18 protein-coding genes are annotated in these 21,878 nt (G+C 36.1%); 17 read left to right on the plus strand and 1 reads right to left on the minus strand.

Translation table 11 applies throughout. The features are described from left to right. Nucleotides 1-40 precede the first annotated feature (40 nt). Nucleotides 41-982 carry an aminotransferase class IV gene (locus ACY692_RS01590; RefSeq protein WP_462323576.1) on the plus strand — a complete coding sequence of 314 codons (942 nt, stop codon included), beginning with the start codon at nucleotides 41-43 and terminating at the stop codon, nucleotides 980-982. A 72-nt stretch (nucleotides 983-1,054) separates the two neighbouring features. On the opposite strand, the gene ACY692_RS01595 is transcribed toward ACY692_RS01590, so the two are convergent. Further along, nucleotides 1,055-2,134 carry a glycosyltransferase family 4 protein gene (locus ACY692_RS01595; RefSeq protein WP_462323577.1) on the minus strand — a complete coding sequence of 360 codons (1,080 nt, stop codon included), beginning with the start codon at nucleotides 2,132-2,134 and terminating at the stop codon, nucleotides 1,055-1,057. 443 nt (nucleotides 2,135-2,577) lie between these two features. Between ACY692_RS01595 and ACY692_RS01600 the strand changes: the two genes are divergently transcribed. The 16 genes from ACY692_RS01600 (at nucleotide 2,578) to ACY692_RS01675 (ending at nucleotide 21,671) form a co-directional block, all read left to right on the plus strand. Then, a complete protein-coding gene (locus tag ACY692_RS01600) occupies nucleotides 2,578-3,609 on the plus strand; it encodes a glycosyltransferase family 2 protein (RefSeq protein WP_462323578.1) in 1,032 nt (343 codons plus the stop codon). Further along, nucleotides 3,606-4,709, plus strand: a complete 1,104-nt coding sequence (locus tag ACY692_RS01605) for a glycosyltransferase (RefSeq protein WP_462323579.1) — start codon at nucleotides 3,606-3,608, stop codon at nucleotides 4,707-4,709. Before ACY692_RS01600 ends, ACY692_RS01605 begins: the two co-directional genes overlap by 4 nt. 13 nt (nucleotides 4,710-4,722) lie before the next feature. Further along, entirely contained in the window at nucleotides 4,723-5,475 is a 753-nt protein-coding gene (locus ACY692_RS01610; protein ID WP_462323580.1) for an acyltransferase, read from the plus strand. Beyond that, on the plus strand, nucleotides 5,468-6,394 hold the full coding sequence (locus tag ACY692_RS01615) for a sulfotransferase family protein (RefSeq protein ID WP_462323581.1): 927 nt from the start codon (nucleotides 5,468-5,470) through the stop codon (nucleotides 6,392-6,394). Before ACY692_RS01610 ends, ACY692_RS01615 begins: the two co-directional genes overlap by 8 nt. 15 nt (nucleotides 6,395-6,409) lie before the next feature. Next, nucleotides 6,410-7,657, plus strand: a complete 1,248-nt coding sequence (locus ACY692_RS01620; RefSeq protein WP_462323582.1) for an oligosaccharide flippase family protein — start codon at nucleotides 6,410-6,412, stop codon at nucleotides 7,655-7,657. A 49-nt stretch (nucleotides 7,658-7,706) separates the two neighbouring features. Next, on the plus strand, nucleotides 7,707-8,423 hold the full coding sequence (locus ACY692_RS01625) for a class I SAM-dependent methyltransferase (protein WP_462323583.1): 717 nt from the start codon (nucleotides 7,707-7,709) through the stop codon (nucleotides 8,421-8,423). 22 nt (nucleotides 8,424-8,445) lie between these two features. After that, nucleotides 8,446-9,591, plus strand: a complete 1,146-nt coding sequence (locus tag ACY692_RS01630) for a radical SAM/SPASM domain-containing protein (RefSeq protein WP_462323584.1) — start codon at nucleotides 8,446-8,448, stop codon at nucleotides 9,589-9,591. Nucleotides 9,592-9,607: 16 nt separating this feature from the next. After that, nucleotides 9,608-11,080 carry an oligosaccharide flippase family protein gene (locus ACY692_RS01635; RefSeq protein WP_462323585.1) on the plus strand — a complete coding sequence of 491 codons (1,473 nt, stop codon included), beginning with the start codon at nucleotides 9,608-9,610 and terminating at the stop codon, nucleotides 11,078-11,080. Continuing rightward, nucleotides 11,070-12,800, plus strand: coding sequence for a right-handed parallel beta-helix repeat-containing protein (locus ACY692_RS01640; RefSeq protein WP_462323586.1), 1,731 nt, complete (start codon nucleotides 11,070-11,072; stop codon nucleotides 12,798-12,800). The genes ACY692_RS01635 and ACY692_RS01640 overlap by 11 nt, the downstream gene beginning before the upstream one ends. A gap of 85 nt (nucleotides 12,801-12,885) precedes the next feature. Continuing rightward, on the plus strand, nucleotides 12,886-14,079 hold the full coding sequence (locus ACY692_RS01645) for a glycosyltransferase family 87 protein (RefSeq protein ID WP_462323587.1): 1,194 nt from the start codon (nucleotides 12,886-12,888) through the stop codon (nucleotides 14,077-14,079). A 2-nt stretch (nucleotides 14,080-14,081) separates the two neighbouring features. Then, complete coding sequence (locus tag ACY692_RS01650; RefSeq protein ID WP_462323588.1) at nucleotides 14,082-15,314, plus strand: O-antigen ligase family protein; 1,233 nt, start codon at nucleotides 14,082-14,084, stop codon at nucleotides 15,312-15,314. A gap of 164 nt (nucleotides 15,315-15,478) precedes the next feature. Then, the gene (locus ACY692_RS01655) at nucleotides 15,479-16,573 is read left to right on the plus strand and encodes a glycosyltransferase (protein WP_462323589.1); all 1,095 of its coding nucleotides are present in this window, start codon (nucleotides 15,479-15,481) and stop codon (nucleotides 16,571-16,573) included. Then, the gene (locus ACY692_RS01660) at nucleotides 16,567-17,775 is read left to right on the plus strand and encodes a polysaccharide deacetylase family protein (RefSeq protein WP_462323590.1); all 1,209 of its coding nucleotides are present in this window, start codon (nucleotides 16,567-16,569) and stop codon (nucleotides 17,773-17,775) included. The genes ACY692_RS01655 and ACY692_RS01660 overlap by 7 nt, the downstream gene beginning before the upstream one ends. Further along, nucleotides 17,772-19,124: a phenylacetate--CoA ligase family protein gene (locus ACY692_RS01665; protein ID WP_462323591.1), complete on the plus strand. Its 1,353-nt coding sequence runs from the start codon at nucleotides 17,772-17,774 to the stop codon at nucleotides 19,122-19,124. The genes ACY692_RS01660 and ACY692_RS01665 overlap by 4 nt, the downstream gene beginning before the upstream one ends. Next, nucleotides 19,124-20,242: a glycosyltransferase family 4 protein gene (locus ACY692_RS01670; RefSeq protein ID WP_462323592.1), complete on the plus strand. Its 1,119-nt coding sequence runs from the start codon at nucleotides 19,124-19,126 to the stop codon at nucleotides 20,240-20,242. The genes ACY692_RS01665 and ACY692_RS01670 overlap by 1 nt, the downstream gene beginning before the upstream one ends. 292 nt (nucleotides 20,243-20,534) lie before the next feature. Continuing rightward, nucleotides 20,535-21,671: a glycosyltransferase family 4 protein gene (locus ACY692_RS01675; protein WP_462323593.1), complete on the plus strand. Its 1,137-nt coding sequence runs from the start codon at nucleotides 20,535-20,537 to the stop codon at nucleotides 21,669-21,671. Nucleotides 21,672-21,878 lie beyond the last annotated feature (207 nt).

Consider the following 21,878-nt stretch of genomic DNA (forward strand, 5'->3'; position numbering starts at 1 on the left):
AACAGTTTTTGCAGGAAAAAAGCCGGCTGGAGAACATGACGTGAATCAGATAGACGAATACCAGTATATGCAGCGGATAATGGCCCTGGAACGGCCGGGAGAAAAGAATTTTTTGGCCTTTTATGACCACCGTATCCGGGCCGTTGTCACCAATCCTCGGCTGATGCTTATCCCGTTGGACGACCATCTAGTGCACCGCGGGGATGGTGTCTTTGAGACCCTCAAGTTTGTGGACGGAAAACTCTATCAGCTCGACGCCCATCTGGACCGTTTACGCAATTCTGCGGAGACCATCTTTATCGGCCCTCCAGCCCCTTGGAAGGATATCAAGAATATTGTCGTGGATGTGGCCAGGGCCTCTGGGGTGAAAAACGGGATGGTTTCCATTTTTATTGGACGTGGATTGGGCGGTTTTTCCCTGGATTCCAGGGAGTGTGAACACCCCACGCTGTATGTAGTGGCCCGAAAATTCCCTGCCCTGCCGGAACAATTGTGGGAAAAAGGGGTGACCGCCTGCAGGTCTTCATTGCCGGCACGTCCCAAAGAGTTGGCACGTATAAAGAGTGTCAATTATCTCAACAACGTCTTGATGAAGCGAGAGGCGGTGCTCAGTGGATGCGCCTTTCCCCTGTGTTTTGGTCCCGACCATTTTCTGGCCGAGGGCGCGGCCGAGAACATTGTGCTGGTGGACCATACCGGCCGTTTGACCGTTCCGGAGATGGACCACGCCCTGGTCGGTACGACCATGTTGCGGGCGTTGGAACTGATCAGCAGGGACCACGACTATACCAGACGGCCCATAAGCGAGGACGATATCCGTATGGCCCGGGAGGTGATCCTTCTGGGGACGTCCATAGATGCGTTGAGTGTTGTCAGGTATAATAACAAACCCATCCATGATGTCCGCCCTGGACCAGTGAGTATCTTATTGCGTACCTTGCTCCGGGAGGATCTCGAAAAAAACGGGACACCTTTGAACTGACAACCATTCTTTTTCGACGATGGCTACGATCTTCCACCCCAATGGGGGAAGATACATGCGGTCCGCATTTTCCTAGTGGGAATGCGGACCGTTTTTTTTGTTTCTCGTCATGGAATCAAAGAGAGAGAGATACCGCGACGCCATGGCTGCATCGGAGTGGTTTGAATGGACATAAGCACAGGCCTTTTCGGTCAAGATCTTTGTCTCCTCGGGATCGGTGAGGAGCCGGTGGATATTCTCGGCCAGGGCGTGGTGATCGTGGACCGGGGAAACAAGACCGTGGCCGGGGACTATCTCCTCCAACCCCCCGGCATCGGTGGTGGCGACTGGAATTTTGTGTCTGAAGGCCTCGAGCACCGTACTCCCGAGGCCCTCCTCCTGTGAACTCATGACAAAGACATCGGCCAGGGGTAAAATCCCTTCGGCGTGGTCGACGAAGCCGAGCAAACGGTAAAAATCCCGGCTTCCACTTTCATGGACCATATGGCGGATTTCGTCTTCGAGATCTCCGGAGCCGCAATGATAAAAAATGGAGTCCGGGGCCATTTGGTGCAGCCTCTTGATGGCATTGACCATGGTGAATGGATCCTTGTGGGGGACCAACGCAGCGATGGTCAGAATGATTTTTTTGCCGTCTCGTTTGTGTCCGAGGATTTCATTGCGGAGGCTGGTGGAAAAAGAGGGGGAAGGACTGTCTAGATCGATAGCGCTGGGAATGACGAGATCGGTCTTGGCTCCAAAATTTTCCAGAACATCTGCAACTGCCCCGGAAATGGCCACAACCTTGTCCGTGTGGTTGAACTTGAAGCGTGCCGGCACCCCTCTGGGAACGAAATCGACCCGACGTGTGTATACGATTTTGCTGCGGTGGAGGAACTTGGTCAGCACGGCCAACCCCTGCCCTTTGGCCGTTTGGGCATGGAGAATGTCATATGACGTACCGTGTAGGGCCAGGACGGCCAAGGCATGTAGAGATCCCTGGACTTCACGGCAGGTTATCCCCATGGCCTTTGCCTTTTGGGCAAGGGGATAGCCCTTGCGACAAAGGAGTTCGACCCGTGCGCCCAGTGCACCCAATCGTTTGGCTGTGAGCAGGGTCTGTTTTTCTCCTCCCCTCCAGGTCTTTTCAGTGTTGATCTGTAAAATTTTCATAACGTATTTTTGCCTGTTGGTGGAGTAATCACGGTTTCGATCGGTCCGGAAAAAAATTTGGGGGTGATCTCTACGAAAGAAAGAACATTTGATCAGCAATTCCCTGTAAAAACAGTCGCATACGCAATCATTCCGGCTAGATTCGTAGGGGCGATCAAAAATCGTCTGCTTTGTCGAGCCCCGGGCGGCGAGAGAAAACAATGGGTTGGGCTTGGGTCTGACTGGTCCGGAAGATCCTGACATTTGATAGATGGTCCCAAGATGGGCGCACCTCACTGTAAAGCAGGAGCATCACTAGATTGCTCGTTATGGGATGTCGAGAAAAAAATTATCTTTCGTGTGGAGAGTCCTAAAAAAGAAGATGGCGCAAGAAAAGGTAAAAGAGTTTTATACAATTTATTTCATTTGGTTACAGCAATGATGGCCGGGGGCAAAAACATGGTATGCGTGGCATGGTTATTGTTAGTTTTATCCAATCAGGAAACCACCAACGAAGAACCCCGTTGCAATCTATGAAAGTAATTATCCAGATTCCCTGTTTTAACGAGGAAGATACCCTCCCCATGACGCTCAAGGATATTCCTAGATCCATAGAAGGCGTGGACAGTGTTGAAATACTCATCGTCGACGATGGGAGTACCGACAAGACCGTGGCGGTGGCCAAGGAGCTCGGGGTCAATCATATTGTGAGCAATGTGTGCAACAAGGGATTGGCCTATACATACGTCACGGCCCTGGATGCATGTTTGAGGTTGGGCGCGGATATCATCGTCAATACGGATGGCGACAATCAGTATAAAGGGCAGGATATTCCAAAACTCATCGAGCCGATACTCAAAGGGAAAGCCGAACTGGTAGTCGGAGACAGACAAACGGATTCGATAGCACATTTCAGTCGGAGTAAAAAAGGATTGCAGCGGATAGGGAGCAAGGTTGTTCGGTTCCTATCGGGAACGGATATTCGGGACGCGGTGAGTGGGTTCCGGGCCATCAGCCGAAAGGCGGCCATGCGCATGAACATCGTTACAGGGTATTCCTATACGGTCGAATCCATCATTCAGGCCGGAAAGAAAGGACTGGCAGTGAGCAGTGTTCCCATCGGTACCAATGGAAAAACGCGCGAATCAAGGCTCGTGAAGAGTATTCCCAAATTTATATCCATGCAGATCAATACCATGGTAAGAATGTATACCATGTACCAGCCTCTGCGGGTTTTTTTTCTTATAGGAATGATTTTCATTATTGCAGGAATGCTACCGTCAATACGATTTCTATATTTTTATATATCTGGAACCGGAAGCGGACATATCCAATCACTTATTCTGGCTTCAATTCTTTTTATAGTAGGTTTCCAAATACTTGTTTTGGGATTGATTGGAGACGTGATATCATTCAATAGAAGATTGATAGAAGAAACATTGTTGAGGGTTCGTAAGATAGAATTTGACCATTTATGTGTAAAAAAGAAAAGATGAAAATATCTATTGTTGGGCCAACATATCCTTTTCGTGGTGGAATAGCGCAGCATACGACTATTTTATGTAATACTATGAGATTGGAGCATGATGTACAATTTATTTCTTATACTAGACAATATCCAAAACTAATTTTCCCTGGTTCGACGGACCGTGATCCGAGTGCGGATGCACTCAAGTCAGATCCTGTCGAGTATCTTATTGATTCAATGAATCCTTTTTCATGGCGTCAGGCCACCAAGTCCATCGTTCGTTTTGGGCCACAAATAATTGTTTTTCCATGGTGGGTGATATTTTGGGCACCTCAACTATTGTATATAATACGAAACATAAGAAAAAAAATAAAAACAAAAATAATTATATTGTGTCATAATGTGTCAGATCATGAAAGTAACAAAACAAAAGAAAACATCAATAAACTGGTTATGAATTTGGCTGATGTTTTGATAACACAATCGACGGATGAAACTAAAAAACTTTCACGTTTGATAAATAAAAATAAAAAAATTATCACCGCTTTCCATCCAACATATAAAAAACTATGCAGTAAAAATTTAAAACTTTGCGATAAAAAGAAAAAAAATCAGCTTTTGTTTTTTGGTTTTGTACGGAAGTATAAGGGCTTAGATGTTCTTTTAGACGCTCTTCCGCTTGTACAAAAAAAGAAAAAAATACATTTGAACATCGTTGGAGAGTTTTGGAATGATAAACAGTACTATTTGGATAAAATTGAAAGTTTGAAAATCAATGAAAGCATTAGTTTGGTAGATGAATACGTTCCAAATGAGAGGTTAGCGGAGTATTTTTTTTCTGCAGATCTTGTCATTCAACCCTACCTGAGTGCCTCGGGAAGCGGAGTGAGCCAGTTGGCATATGGGTTTGGTGTTCCTGTTATTGCCACAAAGGTAGGAAGTATTGCTGAGGTCATAAACGACAGGGTCAACGGCAGGTTGGTGGAGCCAAGGGACCCTCAGGGCCTCGCAGAGGCTATCTTGGAATCCTTGGAGCCGGATACTCTCGGGCGTATGAAAGTGGAGGCAAAAAAGGTAAAGGATCAATTTTCATGGGATAAATTCGCAGATATTATTGCGACATGCTAAAAAGGATGGGCCAATGGAAGCGACAAAGGTATATGGAAACGATACAGGGGAAGGAATTCCCAAAAAAGGATTGTTTGAAAAAATATCGCTCTATATTGAACATGTGTGTGGACATAAAAAAGTTGGAAAGTTCATTACGCAAGGAATTATTTTTTGTGTTTTCAAAAATTTTCCTACAATACTAGGAACATATATAAGACCAATTGTCTATAAAATAATTTTTAAAAAAATATACTCAGGATGTCTCATAGAAAAAGGGGTGCGTTTCGAAATCCCAAAAAAAATTACTATAGAAAAGAATGTATTTATAGGCGAAAGCTGTTGGATTGGTGCAGGGACAAAAGAAGGTTCTATAGATATAGAAGAGAACTCGTTTGTTGCACACCGGTCGACATTGGCAGCACAGGGAGGAGATATACGCATAAAAAAACATGTTCATATTAGTCGGGGGAGCTATATCAACGGCATCGGCAATGTTGTCATTGGCAATGACTGCATGGTTGGCCCCCATGTCGTGCTTATAAGTGGAACGCACAACTATCGTGATATGAACACTCCAATCCGCAAGCAGGGATCAACGAAAAAAATGATCGTCATTGAAGACAATGTTTGGCTGGCGGCAAACGTGAATGTGATGCCGGGAGTGAGGGTCGGGGAAGGAAGTGTCGTGGGGGCCGGGGCTGTAGTCACAAAAGATATTCCACCGTACAGTATTGCAGTCGGTGTACCGGCACGGATCATAAAAAGTAGAAGAGACTATGAATAGACCTAATTTTTTTGTGGTCGGGGAACCCAAATCTGGAACGACAGCTTTGCACGGGTTTCTTGATCGGCATCCGCAGATCACAATGTCGAGAATTAAGGAGCCGTATCATTTTTGTACTGATTTGCACCAGGAAAGCGATCAGTTCCATGGAAGGAAATTATATTTTAAATATAGAGAGGTCGGTAGATATCTGTCATTATTCGATCAAGAAAAAAGATATAAAGCTATAGGAGAATCATCAACGTTTTATATATGGTCGAAAAGTGCCGCGAAGAAAATCTATGATTTTGATCGTGATGCGAAAATAATTGTTTTTTTACGTAATCCTATCGATTTTATACATTCTTTACATTCACATTGGATTGTTGAAACATATGAAAATATAAAAAATTTTCGCAATGCGCTATTTGTTGAAGAAGAACGCAAAAACGATTGGAAGAAAATTCCATCAAGAGCGTATTTTCCATCCATGCTCTATTATATTTCAAAAACAAATTACTCGACACAAGTAGAAAGGTTTTTACAACAATTTCATCGAGATCAAATCAAGGTTATTGTTTTTGAGGATTTTAAAAAAGACAATGCCAATGTGTACAAAGATATTTTACATTTCCTTGAAGTTGATACATCTTTCAATATAAATTTCACACAAAAGAATGTAAGCAAGGAACCAAGAAACAATTATTTGAATTATATAGCACAAAATGTATATTTATTGGAAGCAATGAAAAAAATACTACCGTATAAAGTCCATAGAACAGTCAAGAATATTGGTCAAAATATACTTTGGAAAGAATCAAAACGTACAAAAATTGATCAAAATCTGTACCGTGAACTGAAAGATAAATTCCATATTGAGGCAGAGAAGATAAGTGATTTGTTGCATATTGATATGGTAAAAAAATGGAATTTTATTTAAATGAGAATGTAAAAAGTGGATATTAGAAAATCTTCACTATATTTTATGGGAGCGAGGTTGGTTTTTGTAATCAGTGGATATGCTCTACATGTGTTTACTGCATACTATTTTGATGATCCAATTTTGTATGGAAATTTAGCTGTTGCATTAAGCATAAGTGCTATTGGGCTTGTTTTTATACAGTTTGGTTTCCCGCAATCTATATCAAAATTCATAGCAGATAATAGAGATATTTCATACGATGTATTTCTTGCAGGAAAATATGCTTATATGATATTTGGAATATTGATACTTATTATATATATATTATTTATTCCGTTTTGGATATTTGTAACAAAAGATAAATCATTTATACCAATTATTCTTACTTCATCATTGCTTATACCTATATTTAGTTACAACAATTCTTTTATGTCCTATTTAAATGGGTGTCAAAGATTCAAGGAACAATCTTTTTTTGTAGCACTATATCCACTAAACAGAATACTTTTTTCGATTGGATTTATCGTTTTAGGCTTTAAAATTTGTGGTGTGTTTATGGGATTTGTAACTGCTGGAATAATAAATTCTATATTTTTATACAGAAAAATAAATAGAAAATCACGGACAAGGACATATCCTTCGCGTCCAATTATAAATTTTGCGGTTCCTGTAGTTTTTATGTCAATAGGAATCGCGTTGTATATGAACATTGATATGGTAATAGTAAAACATTTTTTTAAAGAAAGCCAGCTGGTTGGTTTTTATGCTGGATCGTCTACAATATCAAAAGTGCCTTATTATATTTATTTTGCGTATTCAATGACTGTAATACCAGTTGTTTCTAAGTATATTAAAGAGTCGAGATTTGATGAATCAATAAGTACAATAAAAAAATGTATTTTTTCTCTTGGTATATTGGGGTGCTTTTCTTGTATCGGGGTCGCATTATTTTCAAATGATATATTAAAATTTATATATCCTGAAGGGTATTCAGCATTATCAAACGTAATGACGATTCTTTTTTTCTCTATGTTTTTACTTTCATTCTTTCAAACTTTGGGATCAATATTTATTGCAATGGATAATGTATTACTCGTAACTAGTTTAACATATGTAATATTATTCTTGCAGATTGTTATGAGTATATTTTTTATTCCTTATTTTGGAATAATAGGAATGGCGTATTCAAATATAATCCCCGTTATCATTGGTTCCACAATACTTGTAATTTTTTTGGTACGCGCCGTGCATCATATGTCTCGGAAAGAAGTGTTTGCATAGCCGGCATATAGTTATATAGCCAAATTTTGAACAATAGAAGGAGTTGGGAATGATAACTCAAGATAAAACTGAAGAAATTCAGGTTAATTTGGCTCAGCTCGCACGTGAGGGAGAAAATTATCGCGGTTCGGCATGGGGGAAGAAAAAAATGGATCGTGTTTTTGGGCTGCTCAAAAAGTATGTGGATTTTGAGGAGGGGCAGTATTCAGTCCTCGATCTTGGATGCGGGGGAATGACTCTGGGCCAGGAACTCCAAAAGATATCTTCCTTTAATGTTGTGGGTGTAGATATTGTCCAGCAATTGTTGTGTAAATTATCAAAAAAAAGGACGCCGGATATTCCGCTGGTTTCTGGCGATATTGAGGTTCTTCCATTCCACGATAATAGCTTCGACCTTATTGCTCATAACCAGGTTTTGCATCATTTTTTGGCCCGTCATGTCGCATTGGCAGAAATAAATCGTGTCCTAAAACCAGGAGGTTTGCTGTTTAGCATTGAGACAAATGGTTGGAATCCATATGTGTACCATTGGCACCACTCACCGAGAAGCAAGAAAAAGAATTTTATCGGGGATAACGAAAATCCTTTCGGGGTCCTCACGTTTACGAGAGAGGTATCAAGAGCAGGACTGAAGGTCAGAGAGTGGAAAATGATCAACTTTGACTTCGTCAAGTTGCTCTCTCCTTTTGATCGGTTTTTTGGTGCAATCCCAATTTTCAATCTCGCATTCGGTGGGTCCATGGTCGTTTGCGCCCAAAAAATATAACACAAGCTTTTGGTAGGTATACATGAATGCGAAAGATTTCATCACCCATATTTACCCGAAGACATTGGGATTCAAGATGGCATACCATGGCCTGATCAAGCCGATCAGACCAATAACACTGACCTTTTCGGTAACAAATCGTTGCCAGAGTAGATGCAAGACGTGTGGGATATGGAAGATATACCCTAACAGGTGGCAGGATCCATCCAATGAACTCAAACTTGATGAGATCGAAAAGATTTTTACATCAATTGGTAGCAAAATCTATTTTTTCAATCTCAGCGGCGGCGAACCGTTCCTGCGCGATGATCTACCCGAAATTGTCGAAGCCGCCGTGAACTACCTCAAGCCTGCCATCATCCATTCTCCCACCAACGCTATTGCAACCAAGCGGGTTGTCCAAGGTACCCGCAAAATTCTTGAAATGCTCAAATCCAAAGGGCTCCATACGCCCGTTACCATAAAGCCTTCGCTGGATGGGGTAGGGAAACTCCATGATGAAATTCGAGGTGTTCCAGGTAACTGGGAAAAATTGATGGCGACAATTTCTGAGCTCAAAAAATTGGAAGGTGAGTATGATAATTTTCATCTTGAGATCGGAACTGTGGTTTCAAATTTTAACAAAGATCATTTGGATGAAATAGAAGATTTTGTGCACAAATTGGGAGTTCAAAGCTATAGAAATGAAATTGCAGAGCAGCGTGAGGAATTTTTTAATATCGGTGATCCAATAACTCCGACAGGGGAAGAATATGCCGAATTGATGCAAAAATTTGCCAGGAAAATTCGTCACAATATCAAAAACAAAAAAAAATTAGCACGGATAACAGAGTCGTTAAGATTGGTATATTACGAGCTTGTATCCAAAATAGTTGTTCAAAATAAGCAAGTTATTCCTTGCTACGCAGGTATATCAAATGTTCATTTGACACCTCATGCCGAATTATGGCCATGCTGTGTTCTGGGATATGCGAAGTCGTTGGGAAATGTTAGGAATGAAAATTATGATTTTTGGAAAGTATGGCACAGTCAAAAGGGAAATGAAATTAGGAAATATATAAAAAACAAAGAATGTGCGTGTCCCTTAGCAAATCAAGCATATTCAAATATTATATGCGACTATAATTCACTATTCAATGCCTTTAAAAAAATTTTTATAAAAATTTAATGATGAAAAACAATATATGATACGCGATACATTTTATTTAATAGTATGCAGATTTTTGAACTATATAATACTTTTTATATCGCCAGTGTTTTTAGTTCGTATACTTAGCGTAGAGCATTATGGAATGTATAGAGAGTTTATTCTATATTCCGGAATGATAGCTAATTTTGCTGCATTTTCAATAAATAAAAGCCTTATATATTTTTTGTCTAAATACAACAATGATATTAGATATATTAGTAATTCTATCTATCTAAATTTAATTGTTACAGTGGTTGTAATGTTTTTAGTTATATTGTTTAAAAAAACTATCAATGAAAACTCTAGCTATGATTTTGTTTTTCCTTTGTTAATGTACTTGGTGTTTTTTTTGAATTTAGATTATTGTGAATCATATTGGATTGTTAAAAGAAATATAGGTTATGTACTGTATTATACGTGTGCCAGAAGTTTTTTGAGAAATATTACAGTCATTATGTCTTCATATTTCTTCGATAGTGTGATTAGTATTGTCTATGGTTTGATTTTGGTGGAAATGATTCGTTTTTTATTTGTTTTTATTTATACATTTAAAAATAAATTTATAAAAATAAAAATACACTTTTGGAATTTTAAGAATCATTTCAGATATATACTGCCTATGGGTATATCGAACTTTGTGCTGTATTTTAATAAAGAAATATCAAAATTTATCGTTTTATATACTATGGGGGTTGAATACTTAGCTTTTTATTCAATTGGATGCTATCAAGTACCGATAATAGGAATATTTAGAGGTAGCATTGGAGATATGGTTTTTTCTGAAGCATGTATCCGGAGTTCGAAAAGTCTGAAAAATGCTTTAGAATTATGGAAAAAGACAAATATTATATACTTAACAATTGTTATGCCATTTTTTGTCGTATTTTTTTTCTATTCTCAAGAGTTTATAACTATTTTTTTTACAGAAAAGTATATAAAATCGGTGATCATATTTAAATTATACATGTTATTAATGATAAAAGAATGTTTTGAAACGGGTATGCCTATAAGAATTGTAAACAAAAATAAATTTTATGTATATGCGTATAACTATGCACTGGCTATAAATATTGTCCTCTTATTTGTTTTGAATTATTTTTTTCGATTTGTAGGACCAGCAATTGCGTATATTGTATCTGATTCGTTTGTATATATATATTTAGGAAAAAAAATACTTAATATATACCAAATAAAAATATCTGAAATTTTTTATTGGAAAAAAATTTCCTGTGTTATCTTAGCTTCATTTTTATTAACACCAGTATTGTTCAGTGGAGAGTTATTTGAAATTAATGAATTAATAAAAATTATTTTGTTTTCTTGTTTGTATTTTTTGGCATATTTTATAGTACTCATAAATATTGATATTGAAGAATTTCAGTATATATACAGAAAGGTTTGTATTAAAAAAGTTGAATTTTTATTAAAAATAAAAACTTTTTTAAAATGGAGGTCGTATGAAGTCTAAATTATTGATAATTTTTTTATTTTGTATTGTGGCCACTAATGTTTTTGCGGATGAGTACTATGTAGATAGCTTTTTAGGTGATGATCAAAATAGTGGAAAATCACTAGAAGATCCATGGAAAACCCTATCAAAGGTTTCTGTGTTCAACTTTTTGCCTGGAGACATTATCAATTTAAAGAGAGGTAGTGTCTGGGAAGAAGAGTTGGTAATTTCCAGTTCAGGCAGCGAGGGGCTGCCAATAGTTTATAGGGGATACGGAGAAAGTGATGTAAGACCGTTGATAAAATTAAGCAATGAATTTCATAATTGGGAATTGGCGATCGATGAATCGGGTAAGAAAATATGGCTTGGAAAAATTCCTGGAGTTAAAAATTCATGGGGAGCCGTACGGTCTGGAAAAAGGTTGTTGAAATATTTAGAATACAAGACATCTTCGGCTTGGTCAGCCCCAGATTCAATAGGAAGCATGGAAAACGGTTTTTTTTATGCTCCACTGAATTCGTGGAAATTTTATTTGAGATATGATGGAGGCGATCCCGGGGGGGTCGAGGTAGGATCTCGGCAATACGGTATTAGAATTGAAAACAAGAAATTTATTTTAATAGATGGAATAGATGTGTATGGTCCTGGAGGAAACGCAGAATCGGGTTCAGCTTCATCTTCACATCAAATATATATATCATCGGCAAATAATATTACAATAAAAAACAGTTCTGTAAAATCTTCTTTCACAAAATCAATTTTTTTATGCAATGGATCTTCAAATTGTGTTATAGAGAATATAAAATGCAGTGATCAAGGAAGTACTGGAATTTATTTATATCAAGCTGGATCATATAATGTAATTTTAGGTTGTGAAGTTTTTGATACGGGAAGCATAAAAACTGATTTTGGTGACATGGGATGTATTGGGTTTGAAAGTTCTGGCACATATAACTCGGTAGAAAAATGTTACGCGCACGATAATGGGTATTTAAATGTTAACCATATTGATGCTGCAATATCAATTTTTGATACTCCAAAAACAAATATTTCAAAATGTTATGTAAAAAACTCGGCTGATAAAGCAATTATGCTTTCAGAAAACTCTGATGAAAGTATTATCGAGTACTGTATTATTGATAACTGGGGCGTCCATGGAGATACTATTACCGCCTGGCCTAGTGTTGACGGTATAAGACTCGGTGGTGGTGGTGGTGGGATAATCGGTTGTAAGGTATATAATAATCTTTTTATAAATGGATCAAAAACTAAGGGAGATTATGGCGCACTTAGAATACAGTATAGAAATAATAAAAACACAAAAATAAAAAATAATATTTTTTATGATGTAAAAAATGTATACGATATAAAAGCTGAATCAAAGGATAGATTTGAAGGTTGGGAAATATCTAATAATTTGATCTATCGAAATGGTGGATATTCAATATACTGGGGGGGGAAAAAATACAGCATTGATAAAATTGTAGGAAACGAAACAGGCTATTTTACAAATGATACAAAACTCGGACAACAGACTATTATCAGTAATCCTTTGCTTTTAAAGGACAATTCAGGACTACAAAAAATGTCTCCGTGTATAGACAACGGTGTTTACGTTGGGATCGATAAAGATTTCGACGGAAATAATGTTCCAGAGGGCAATTCTGTTGATATAGGGCCGTTTGAGTTTAGCACTGAATCTATAAGTGCCCCACAAAATATTACAATAGAAAAATAAAATGGATTGTTTAGTAATAGATAAAATAATAAAAAACAACTATTTATATATAGTATTGTTAATTATGTGCATAGGAATTTTTACTATGCGAGGTCCAGTAAGGTCTATAGATAATTCTGCAGACCTTACTGGACCATATCTTCAGTCGTTTGTCTGGATAAGAGGTTGTAATCCTTATCAACCTGCAGAATATCTTGCCGATAAGTTTTTAAAAAATAAAAATAATGGAAAGGGATTTAATGGGGCAATATATCCACCTACTACATCATTTCTGATGTCTCCTCTTGCTTTATTCTCATGGAGTCGAGCAAAAATTATTTGGAGTGCAATAAGCGTGATCATTTTTATTATAACTATGTATCTTCTAGGAAATTCATTGATCAAAAAAAAATATATGTACAAAAACATTAAGTTATTTTTGCTGATTATGTTTTTGTTTTCTCCTTTTCATACGGGAATTGCTTTAGGACAATTATCTATTGTTGTTATATGTTTTTTAATATTGACATTTGTTTTCTATACAAACAAAAAAATAATTTTATCTAGTTTTTTTCTCGCTATTGCAATAGGGTTGAAGCCTCAATTAGCACTTTTTGGGATGCTTTTTTTTGTTATCAAGAAAAAATACCCCATAATTTTGATATCCTTAATGTTTTATGCGGTAATTTTGCTATGTACTCAGATGTTCCCAGTTGTTTTCCATGGAGATCATTTATGCTCTTCGTGGAGTCTATGGATTGAAAGAGTTTTTAACGGATATGGGCCAACAGGTGGTGACAGGTTTCTTCCGGATGATATTCTTAAGTTTAATACGGTTAATATGCATGTCTTGATATCTCAATTTGTAAAAAATAATCTTGTTATTAAATGGTTGGCGTTTGCGTTATATTTTTTAATGTTTGCATGCTTTTTGCTTAATTATAAACGACGTACATACAATAATGATTTTGTGACATACTCAATTGTTATGATTTTAATGCTTTTGCCGGTATATCATAGGTTTTATGACGCTTCGATATTGATTTTGCCTTTATCTTGGTGTATTTTTAACTATAATTTGCGATCTAAAATTATTATACTAATCATATTGCTGTCTCTATTTTTCGTACCAGGAGGCACAGTTTTGATATTAATACATCCTTATCTATCAGATTTTATTAAAAACTCATTTTTGTGGAATAATTTTATTTTGCCTCATCAGGTTTGGGCTTTGCTTGCTGCTTATGTAATTTTAAATTTATTTTATAAAAAAAATAAATTTATAGAAAAAACAGGATAAAAATGCTATTTCTAAATTTTTTCGCAGTTATATTTCTTGTTTTTTCAATTTTGATTAATGTCTGTTTTAATTTTAAAATTGGAATCATTGAGTCTGTAAGCTTAAAAAATATTTCAATGTATATTGTTTTGTTTTGTATAATTTTTCAGAGGATTTTTGACAAAGAAGCGTATGGTGAAAACAAAAGTATTTACACTTTTGTGTGGATTTACTTGATATATTCTTTGATTTTGATAATATATAAAAATATTACTGGTTCAAATTTTAATAATTTATTTGATTTTTTGATAACATTTAAAGGAGCTTTCGATGCTTTTATAATTTTTATACTTCTATTGTACTTAAATCTCAATCAAGATTATCTAGAGAAAACAATTAAAATGCTTCTGTTGGTTTTTTTTATTTTAAACTTAATCACGGTTTTAGATGCACTGAAATTATTTGATATTGATAGAATCGGTTTTGACGCTGTTCATGGGAGGACATCAGGTGCGTTTGGAGAATCAAATGTTTATGCAGCCTATGTATCCCTTTTTTTACCATTAGTTATTGCATCGTTGTTGGAATGTAAAAATAAGTTAAGTTTTTTTTACTATTCATTAAACATTATTTTAGGAGTATACTCTTTAATATTGACAGGGTCAAGAGGGGGTATCGTTTCTTTTATCGTATCATTTGTTTTTTTTCTTATTATAATAAAAAAGTCTAATCTAAAAATCGAAAAAGTTGCTAAGGTTTATATCGTATTGACAATTGCATTAACTGGATTGGTTTTGATTTACTCAATACCTAGGAATATAACTGAAGGGTTAGAAAATAATATAGTTTCAAGATATGAATCTTCAAGCTTAAATGAGTATAGCTCTGGTCGTATAGATTTATGGAAAAAAAGTTTTAATATTTTTTGGGAAAATCCTTTGTTCGGTTCTTCTGATTCTTTTTCTGATATCATTGGATCAAATACGCATAATACATACTTAGAGATTGTAATTTCTCGCGGCTTGGTAGGCTTGTTTCTATTTTTGGGAATTTTTTATTCGATTATAAGAAAGGTTTTTTCTCAAAAAAAAATTTATAACGATTATTTTTTAATATCATATGCCGCAGGATTTATATCTTTTGTTATCTCAATGGTATTTTTAAATATGTTTTCAGCTTATTATTATTTTTTTATATATTCCGCTTTAATTGTTAATCGTATCGATACCTTATCCAGTGATAGTTTGCATGTATAAATGCTTCTGCAAAAAGTCGAAAATCGAAGGTCAAACTCAATAAAAATGTAACAACCTGATTTTACTTAAACCTTTCATCTTAAACCTTAAACCTGTCTGCAAAAATGTAATTTTTGCAGACACATCTGTATAAATTATGCTCAAAAAAAACATTTTATATCACAATGAAAAAAATTAAAATTGCATATATTGTTGGGTCACTAACTTGTGGTGGGGCAGAAAAGCAGGTTGTGTCTCTTCTAAATTCATTAGATAGAAATTTTTTTGATTTATACCTTATCGTTTTGTGGCCAAATATGGATTTATTTTCTGAGTTAAAACATGATGTGAATTTATATGCTTTGCAGTTTAGAAAAAAATATTTTTTTTATTGTTTTTTAAAGCTAATATTTTTTATTTATAAAAACAAAATAAATATTATTCATTCACATATGTATAAATCAAATTTAATCGCATCTATTTCTACTTTTTTTAATAGAAAATGTATTTTAGTAACAGGTGAGCATGGTAAGAATACATGGAAAAAATGGATTCACCATGTAATTGAAAAAAAAATAATTAATAAAAAATCTTTTTTACGAATTGCCGCATCGAAAGACATTAGAAACCTAAGAATAAGATATGATGGTGTGGATCCTGAAAAAATTATATATGTTCCCAATGGAACATGTACATTAGACCGTCAAAATAAGAATTTTGAGAGACATCCTTATACGATTGGTTTTTTGGGAAGAATAGAAAAAGTGAAGGATCTACCAACAATGATTTTTGCCTTCAAAATTCTATTGGATAAAGGATATTCATTAAAACTAAACATCGCCGGCCAAGGGGCTGATGAGGGCCGAATCCGTCAATTGATCGTATCCAATGGACTAGAAAGCGATGTAAAGCTGGTTGGGTTCCAAGAAAGTAGCCATTTTTTACAATCAATTGACATCTTTGCAATGTCATCGCTTAGAGAAGGGATTCCTCTGGCATTGTTAGAGGCCATGGCGCTAAGCCTTCCATGTGTCGTCACGGATGTCGGAGGTATTCCTGATGTCGTTACTCACGGTGTTAATGGGTTACTCGCACCTCCTGGAGATCCTTCATTGTTTGCCAGCATGATATCGCGTTATGTCGATGATAAAGAATTCCGGATAATAAATGGTATAAATGCTGCTAAAACAATCAGAGAAGAATATTCAATACAAAGTGTGGCCCAAAGATATAATAAAATTTATAAAGATTTATATTATCACGGTAGATTACAATGCTAAAAAATATTTTTGGTGATAAAAAGATCGTACCATCTATAATGTTTCACAGTATAGGGTTACATAAAAAAAGTGATTGGATATATAATTATATTTCTGAGCCGGTATATAATTTTGAAAGTAAAATAAAGTATTTATACAAAATTGGTTTTAATTTTATAGATTGGGAAGAATTGTATAATTACATGTCCGGGTATTCTAAAATAAAACTCCCAGCTATTCTTATAACATTTGATGATGGTTATCTTGACAATTTTTTATATGCATATCCTATACTTAAAAGATACCATGCTAAATGCACTATATTTGTAAATCCAGATTTTGTCTATCCTCATCCGGTTATAAGAAAAATAAAAGGAAATATACGTATGGGATCGAGACCTGACCAAGCTATTGGTGCTGCAGGTTTTCTTTCGTGGGAAGAAATGCGTTTGATGGAAAAAAGTGGTTTGGTCGATATCCAGTCACATAGTCTGACCCATACATGGTATTTTTCGGGGCCAGAGGTAATTGATTTCCATTCCCCTGGGGTCAATCCTTATCCCTGGATGGTATGGAACAGATTTCCCGAAAAAAAACCCTTTTATCTCACAGATCCCCAAAATGATATGATAAAATTTGGCTCTCCCGTTTATGAGCACCGCAAGTCACTTGTTTGTCGACGTTTTTATCCGGATAAGAGGATCGAACAGGAACTTGTGGCTTTTGTCGGGGATAATGGTTGCGAGGAATTTTTTAAACAGAGAAATTGTAAAGAAATTCTTCGGTCTCAATTACAGAAAATCTCAAATGGAAACAATAAAGGTGAATATGAAAATCTAGCTGATAAGTATCAGAGAATAAGGGATGAATTGTATATATCAAAAAAAGTTATCGAAAAGGAACTTGATAAAAAAGTTGAGTTTATTTGTTGGCCTGGTGGTGGGTATGATAAAAAAGTGATTTCGATAGCCAAGGATGTTGGGTACAAGGCGTGGACATTAGGATCAAAAGATCAATCGTCTTATAGAAATGTATGTAAATCAAATCCAGAGTATATCAAACGGATAGGATCGTACACAAAGGTTCGTATTAAGGGTATTGATTGTGGTTATGCGAGCGGTAAGGATTTATTGTTTGCTGTCAAGCGTCATCAGAATTCTTCTTTTTATAAATATGTTGATTATTTTTGTAAATCAAGACACCTGCTTAAGAGAGTTCAATGACTAATATTTCTTTCCATGATTTTCTTTTCCGTCTATACCATTGGATGAAAAATGATGGACTAAATCCCATTCTTTCAGAGTACAAAGAAAGCCAATGGTATCGGCGTTCCGACATAGAAAAAAAACAGCGAGAAAAGTTAAATGATCTTTTGAATTATGTCAGTAAAAATGTTCCGTACTATTGCAATTGTATGAGAGCAAAACGGTATCGAATCGATAATGATTTTAACTTTAATGAGTTTAAAAAACTTCCTTTTTTAACGAAGGATATTATCAGAAAAAATTTCAGTGATCTAAAGTCGGATTCTGTAAAAGATAATTCACTCGTCAGAAATAGCACCAGTGGATCTACAGGGAAGTCACTTTTATTTTACAATGATAAGAAATCCTTGCTACACAGGCAAGCCGTTGTTTGTAGAAATTCAGACTGGCTATGTTGTAGATTTACAGATCGGAAGGTAAGTATCTGGGGGGCTCCAATCGACGTTAAGAAATACGATACCCTGAGGGGGCGCATCCACTCACATTTTACAAGAAATAAACTGCTGTCTTCATATGAGCTTTCGGATGAAATGATGTTTCGATACGCACAAATAATTCAAAGATTTCAACCGAAGCTACTGATTTCTTATCCAAGCCACCTTGTTTTGTTTGTTGAATTTTTGAAAAAAAAATCGTTACAGCTCCCTAGTATTGGGGCCATTATTACCTCTGGTGAGACTCTCTATTCCTGGCAACGAAAAATAATTGAAGATATCACCCAGGTCAAAGTTTCTGACCGGTATGGGTCACGAGAATTTGGAAATATTGCCCACCAATGTGAAATGCACGCTGATTATCATATCAACCCGGAACGATTTTATCTAGAGATAGTGGATCATGATGGGCAACCGGTAAAGACTGGAAGTGTTGGAGATATCGTTGTTACGGATCTAGATAACTACGGATTTCCATTCATACGGTACAAGATCGGAGATATTGGTAGCTTCTCATCCAACGTATGTCCTTGTGGTAGAAATCTTCCCGCGATGAGTAGTATTGATGGACGATCATTTGATGTTATTGAGGGACCAAACGGCAATCGCCTCGGTGGGACATTTTGGACTCTCGTAATGCGTAAAACAGGTGGCATTGATAATTTTCAAATAATTCAGAAAGCTGCAGATGTTTTGCAGATCAATATAGTTCGGTCTTCAGATTTTTCAAGCAAGTCGTTTGATTCAACTCTCAATTCGATCCAAGAAAAACTTGGGCAGGGTATTCAACTCAACGTTTCCTATGTTCCCTATATTCCACCAACGAAAAGTGGAAAAAGAAAATTTGTCGTTTCAAACCATGGAGCGGCTTAATGACAAAACGCATTTGCCTCATCGCACTGGGTGCCTATCCGATTCTGGCCAAGCATGAACTCTCAACACAAGGGGGGGCCGAAGTCCAATTTGCTATTCTGGGGAAAAAAATGAGCAGGTGCGGTTATGATGTCCATTTTGTGGTTAGTGATTTTGGACAACATGCTTTTGAAAAAATAGATGATTTAAAAATACATAAATATTCGAGTAGATACACAAAGGGAAAAATGCTGTGTATATTATCAGATTGGATTAATTTGTTAAAAATTTTGTATCGGATCAATGCTTCATACTATTTGATCAAGACTCCTCGACATCTACTTTTTCCTCTTATATTTATTGAATTTTTTTTAAAGAAACATGTAATATTTGTTGGACAGATTGATGAGGATGTTTTAAAAAATAAATTAAAGAAGAAAGAAGGGTACATAGCATATTTAATGTACCGTATTGGATTGAAAGCAACATATTTTACTGTTTCGCAAAATTTCTTTCAAATGAAAGGATTTCTTTGTTGTTTTAAAAAAAGAAATTTTTTAATCAAAAATTTTCTTTCGTTAAATATCAAAGAGAATAATATTAAAGAAAAATATATTTTATGGGTAGGTAATAACCATGAAAAAAAACACCCTGAGATATTCATCCGACTAGCTGAATGCATGCCGGAATTCCAATTCGTAATGATAATGTCTAAAACAGCTCAAAAACCAAGTGATGACGACGTTGTTGAAGCGGTAGCAAAAATTAATAATTTAGACTATAAGGGGTTTATTCCTTTTTCATCAATATCTAGATATTATGAAGAGGCTTCTCTTTTCATAGGGACTTCAGATATGGAAGGATTTCCAAATACGTATCTACAGTCGTGGCAGGCTAAAACTCCGGTAGTGAGTCTATTTGTTGATCCAGATTCTGTTATAGAGCGTTTTAGACTAGGCCGACTGTCCGGAAATTTTAAAAAGTTATGTCACGATGTTCGCAGCTTGATGGAAGATCCCCAAGAACGATTAACAATCGGGGATAATTGCAAAGTCTATATTGAAAACAATCATGATAGTATACGATTGACAAAAAGATATATAAAATTTTTTGAATATGCGGATAAATATATTTATTAAAGAGGCTCTTATTGCGTTTCGGGGGCCTACTCGCAATGCAAGGTCACTCCCCCCTGGGAACGCCGAGCGTCTGCTCGGCACTGCGTTTACTACATGGCAGGAACAAGGGCAGATGATGCCGGCCAGACAGTATAAAGCTGTACCCTTCAGCTAGTGCTCGAAAGGCCGAGCAGACGCTCGGCGTTCCCAGGAAAAAACTCGTTTGGAAGGCCAGTTGTCGTGCTGATTCAATGATACTTGGCCAGGAAGAGACAGGCCCCCGGAACCCAACAAGAGCCATTAAAGAAATACGATGAAACAAATTAAAATTATTTCATTATATTGGGGGTTTTTGACCGGAGGTGGTGTTCGGTACGCAGAAATTCTTGATCAGGTTGGGTTACGTGATGAGTTTGATATCCGTCACATATGTATCCGTAACAAAGGATGGAATGTTTCTGAAAATATTTTAGAAAAGATTAACTGTAAATCGATTTTTATTACATCAAGATTTGATTTAAGCTGGATAAAGACGATTGCAGCAGAAGTTATAAATTACCAGCCAGATATCGTTATGACGCATGGATTCAATGGTCATTTTGCTTTATGTTTGTCGTCATTTTTTTTAAAAAAAAATAATTTTATAAAAATAGCATCATACCATGGTAAATATTATCCTCCTAGAAAAAGCAGAAAGTTACTATCATTTTTTATTAATATATTTACAAAACTATATTTGCAAAAAAAAATAAAATCTGTCGTTGCTGTGAGTGAATTTACAAAAAAATCCTTGTCAAAAGATAACATTCCGTCAAAGAAAATACATATTATATATAATGGGATTGATGTATATGATCAGAATAGTAAATTTTTAAATATTAGGCATGAGTGGGGGCTTTCAGAGCATGATTTTATACTTGCAACGATCTCTAGGCTAGATCCCATAAAAGGGATAGAATATTTGCTAGATAGTCTCTTGTTGCTTAAATCAACTCGTACAAATATTAAAGTTGTAATCATTGGCACGGGACCATATGAGCATACGTTAAAAAATTATTGTAAAAAAAGAGGGCTGGAATCTAGGGTTAAATTTGTTGGTAAACGCTCGGATATTGAGGATTGTTTGCATTCTATTGATTGCTTCGTACTTCCCTCTCTCAAGGAAAATCACTCCATTGCACTTCTTGAGGCCATGAGAGCCCAAAAACCGATTATTGCAACTGATGTTGGAGGGACACACGAATCTGTTGGTCATGGGGGTGAGGCGCTTTTGGTCCCAGCCAAGGATCCAAAAAGTTTATGTTCTTCGATAGAAAAGATTTATGAAGACAAAAAATTGCGTGAAAGACTGGCTGCGAATGCGTATACAAAATTTATAAAGAATTTCACTTCAGAAATAATGGTAAAAAGTACATCTGATTGGATTAAAAAAACATATTATGGCCAATAGACTTGTGGAGATCTATCTGGCTAGTATTTATAGATAGCGTTGGCCGCAATGTAGAACCCTTATCTGGGACAAAAGGCAACTATTTTACTGAAAATGGTTGCCTTTTTTTTGTCTGTAGCTCGGATGCTCCTGCAAAAACTCGAAAAGCGGGGTTTAAGGATGCGACTGCAAAAGCTCTTACAGGTAGCACGATTTAATAAATTATTT

The organism is Desulfoplanes sp. (assembly GCF_054921335.1).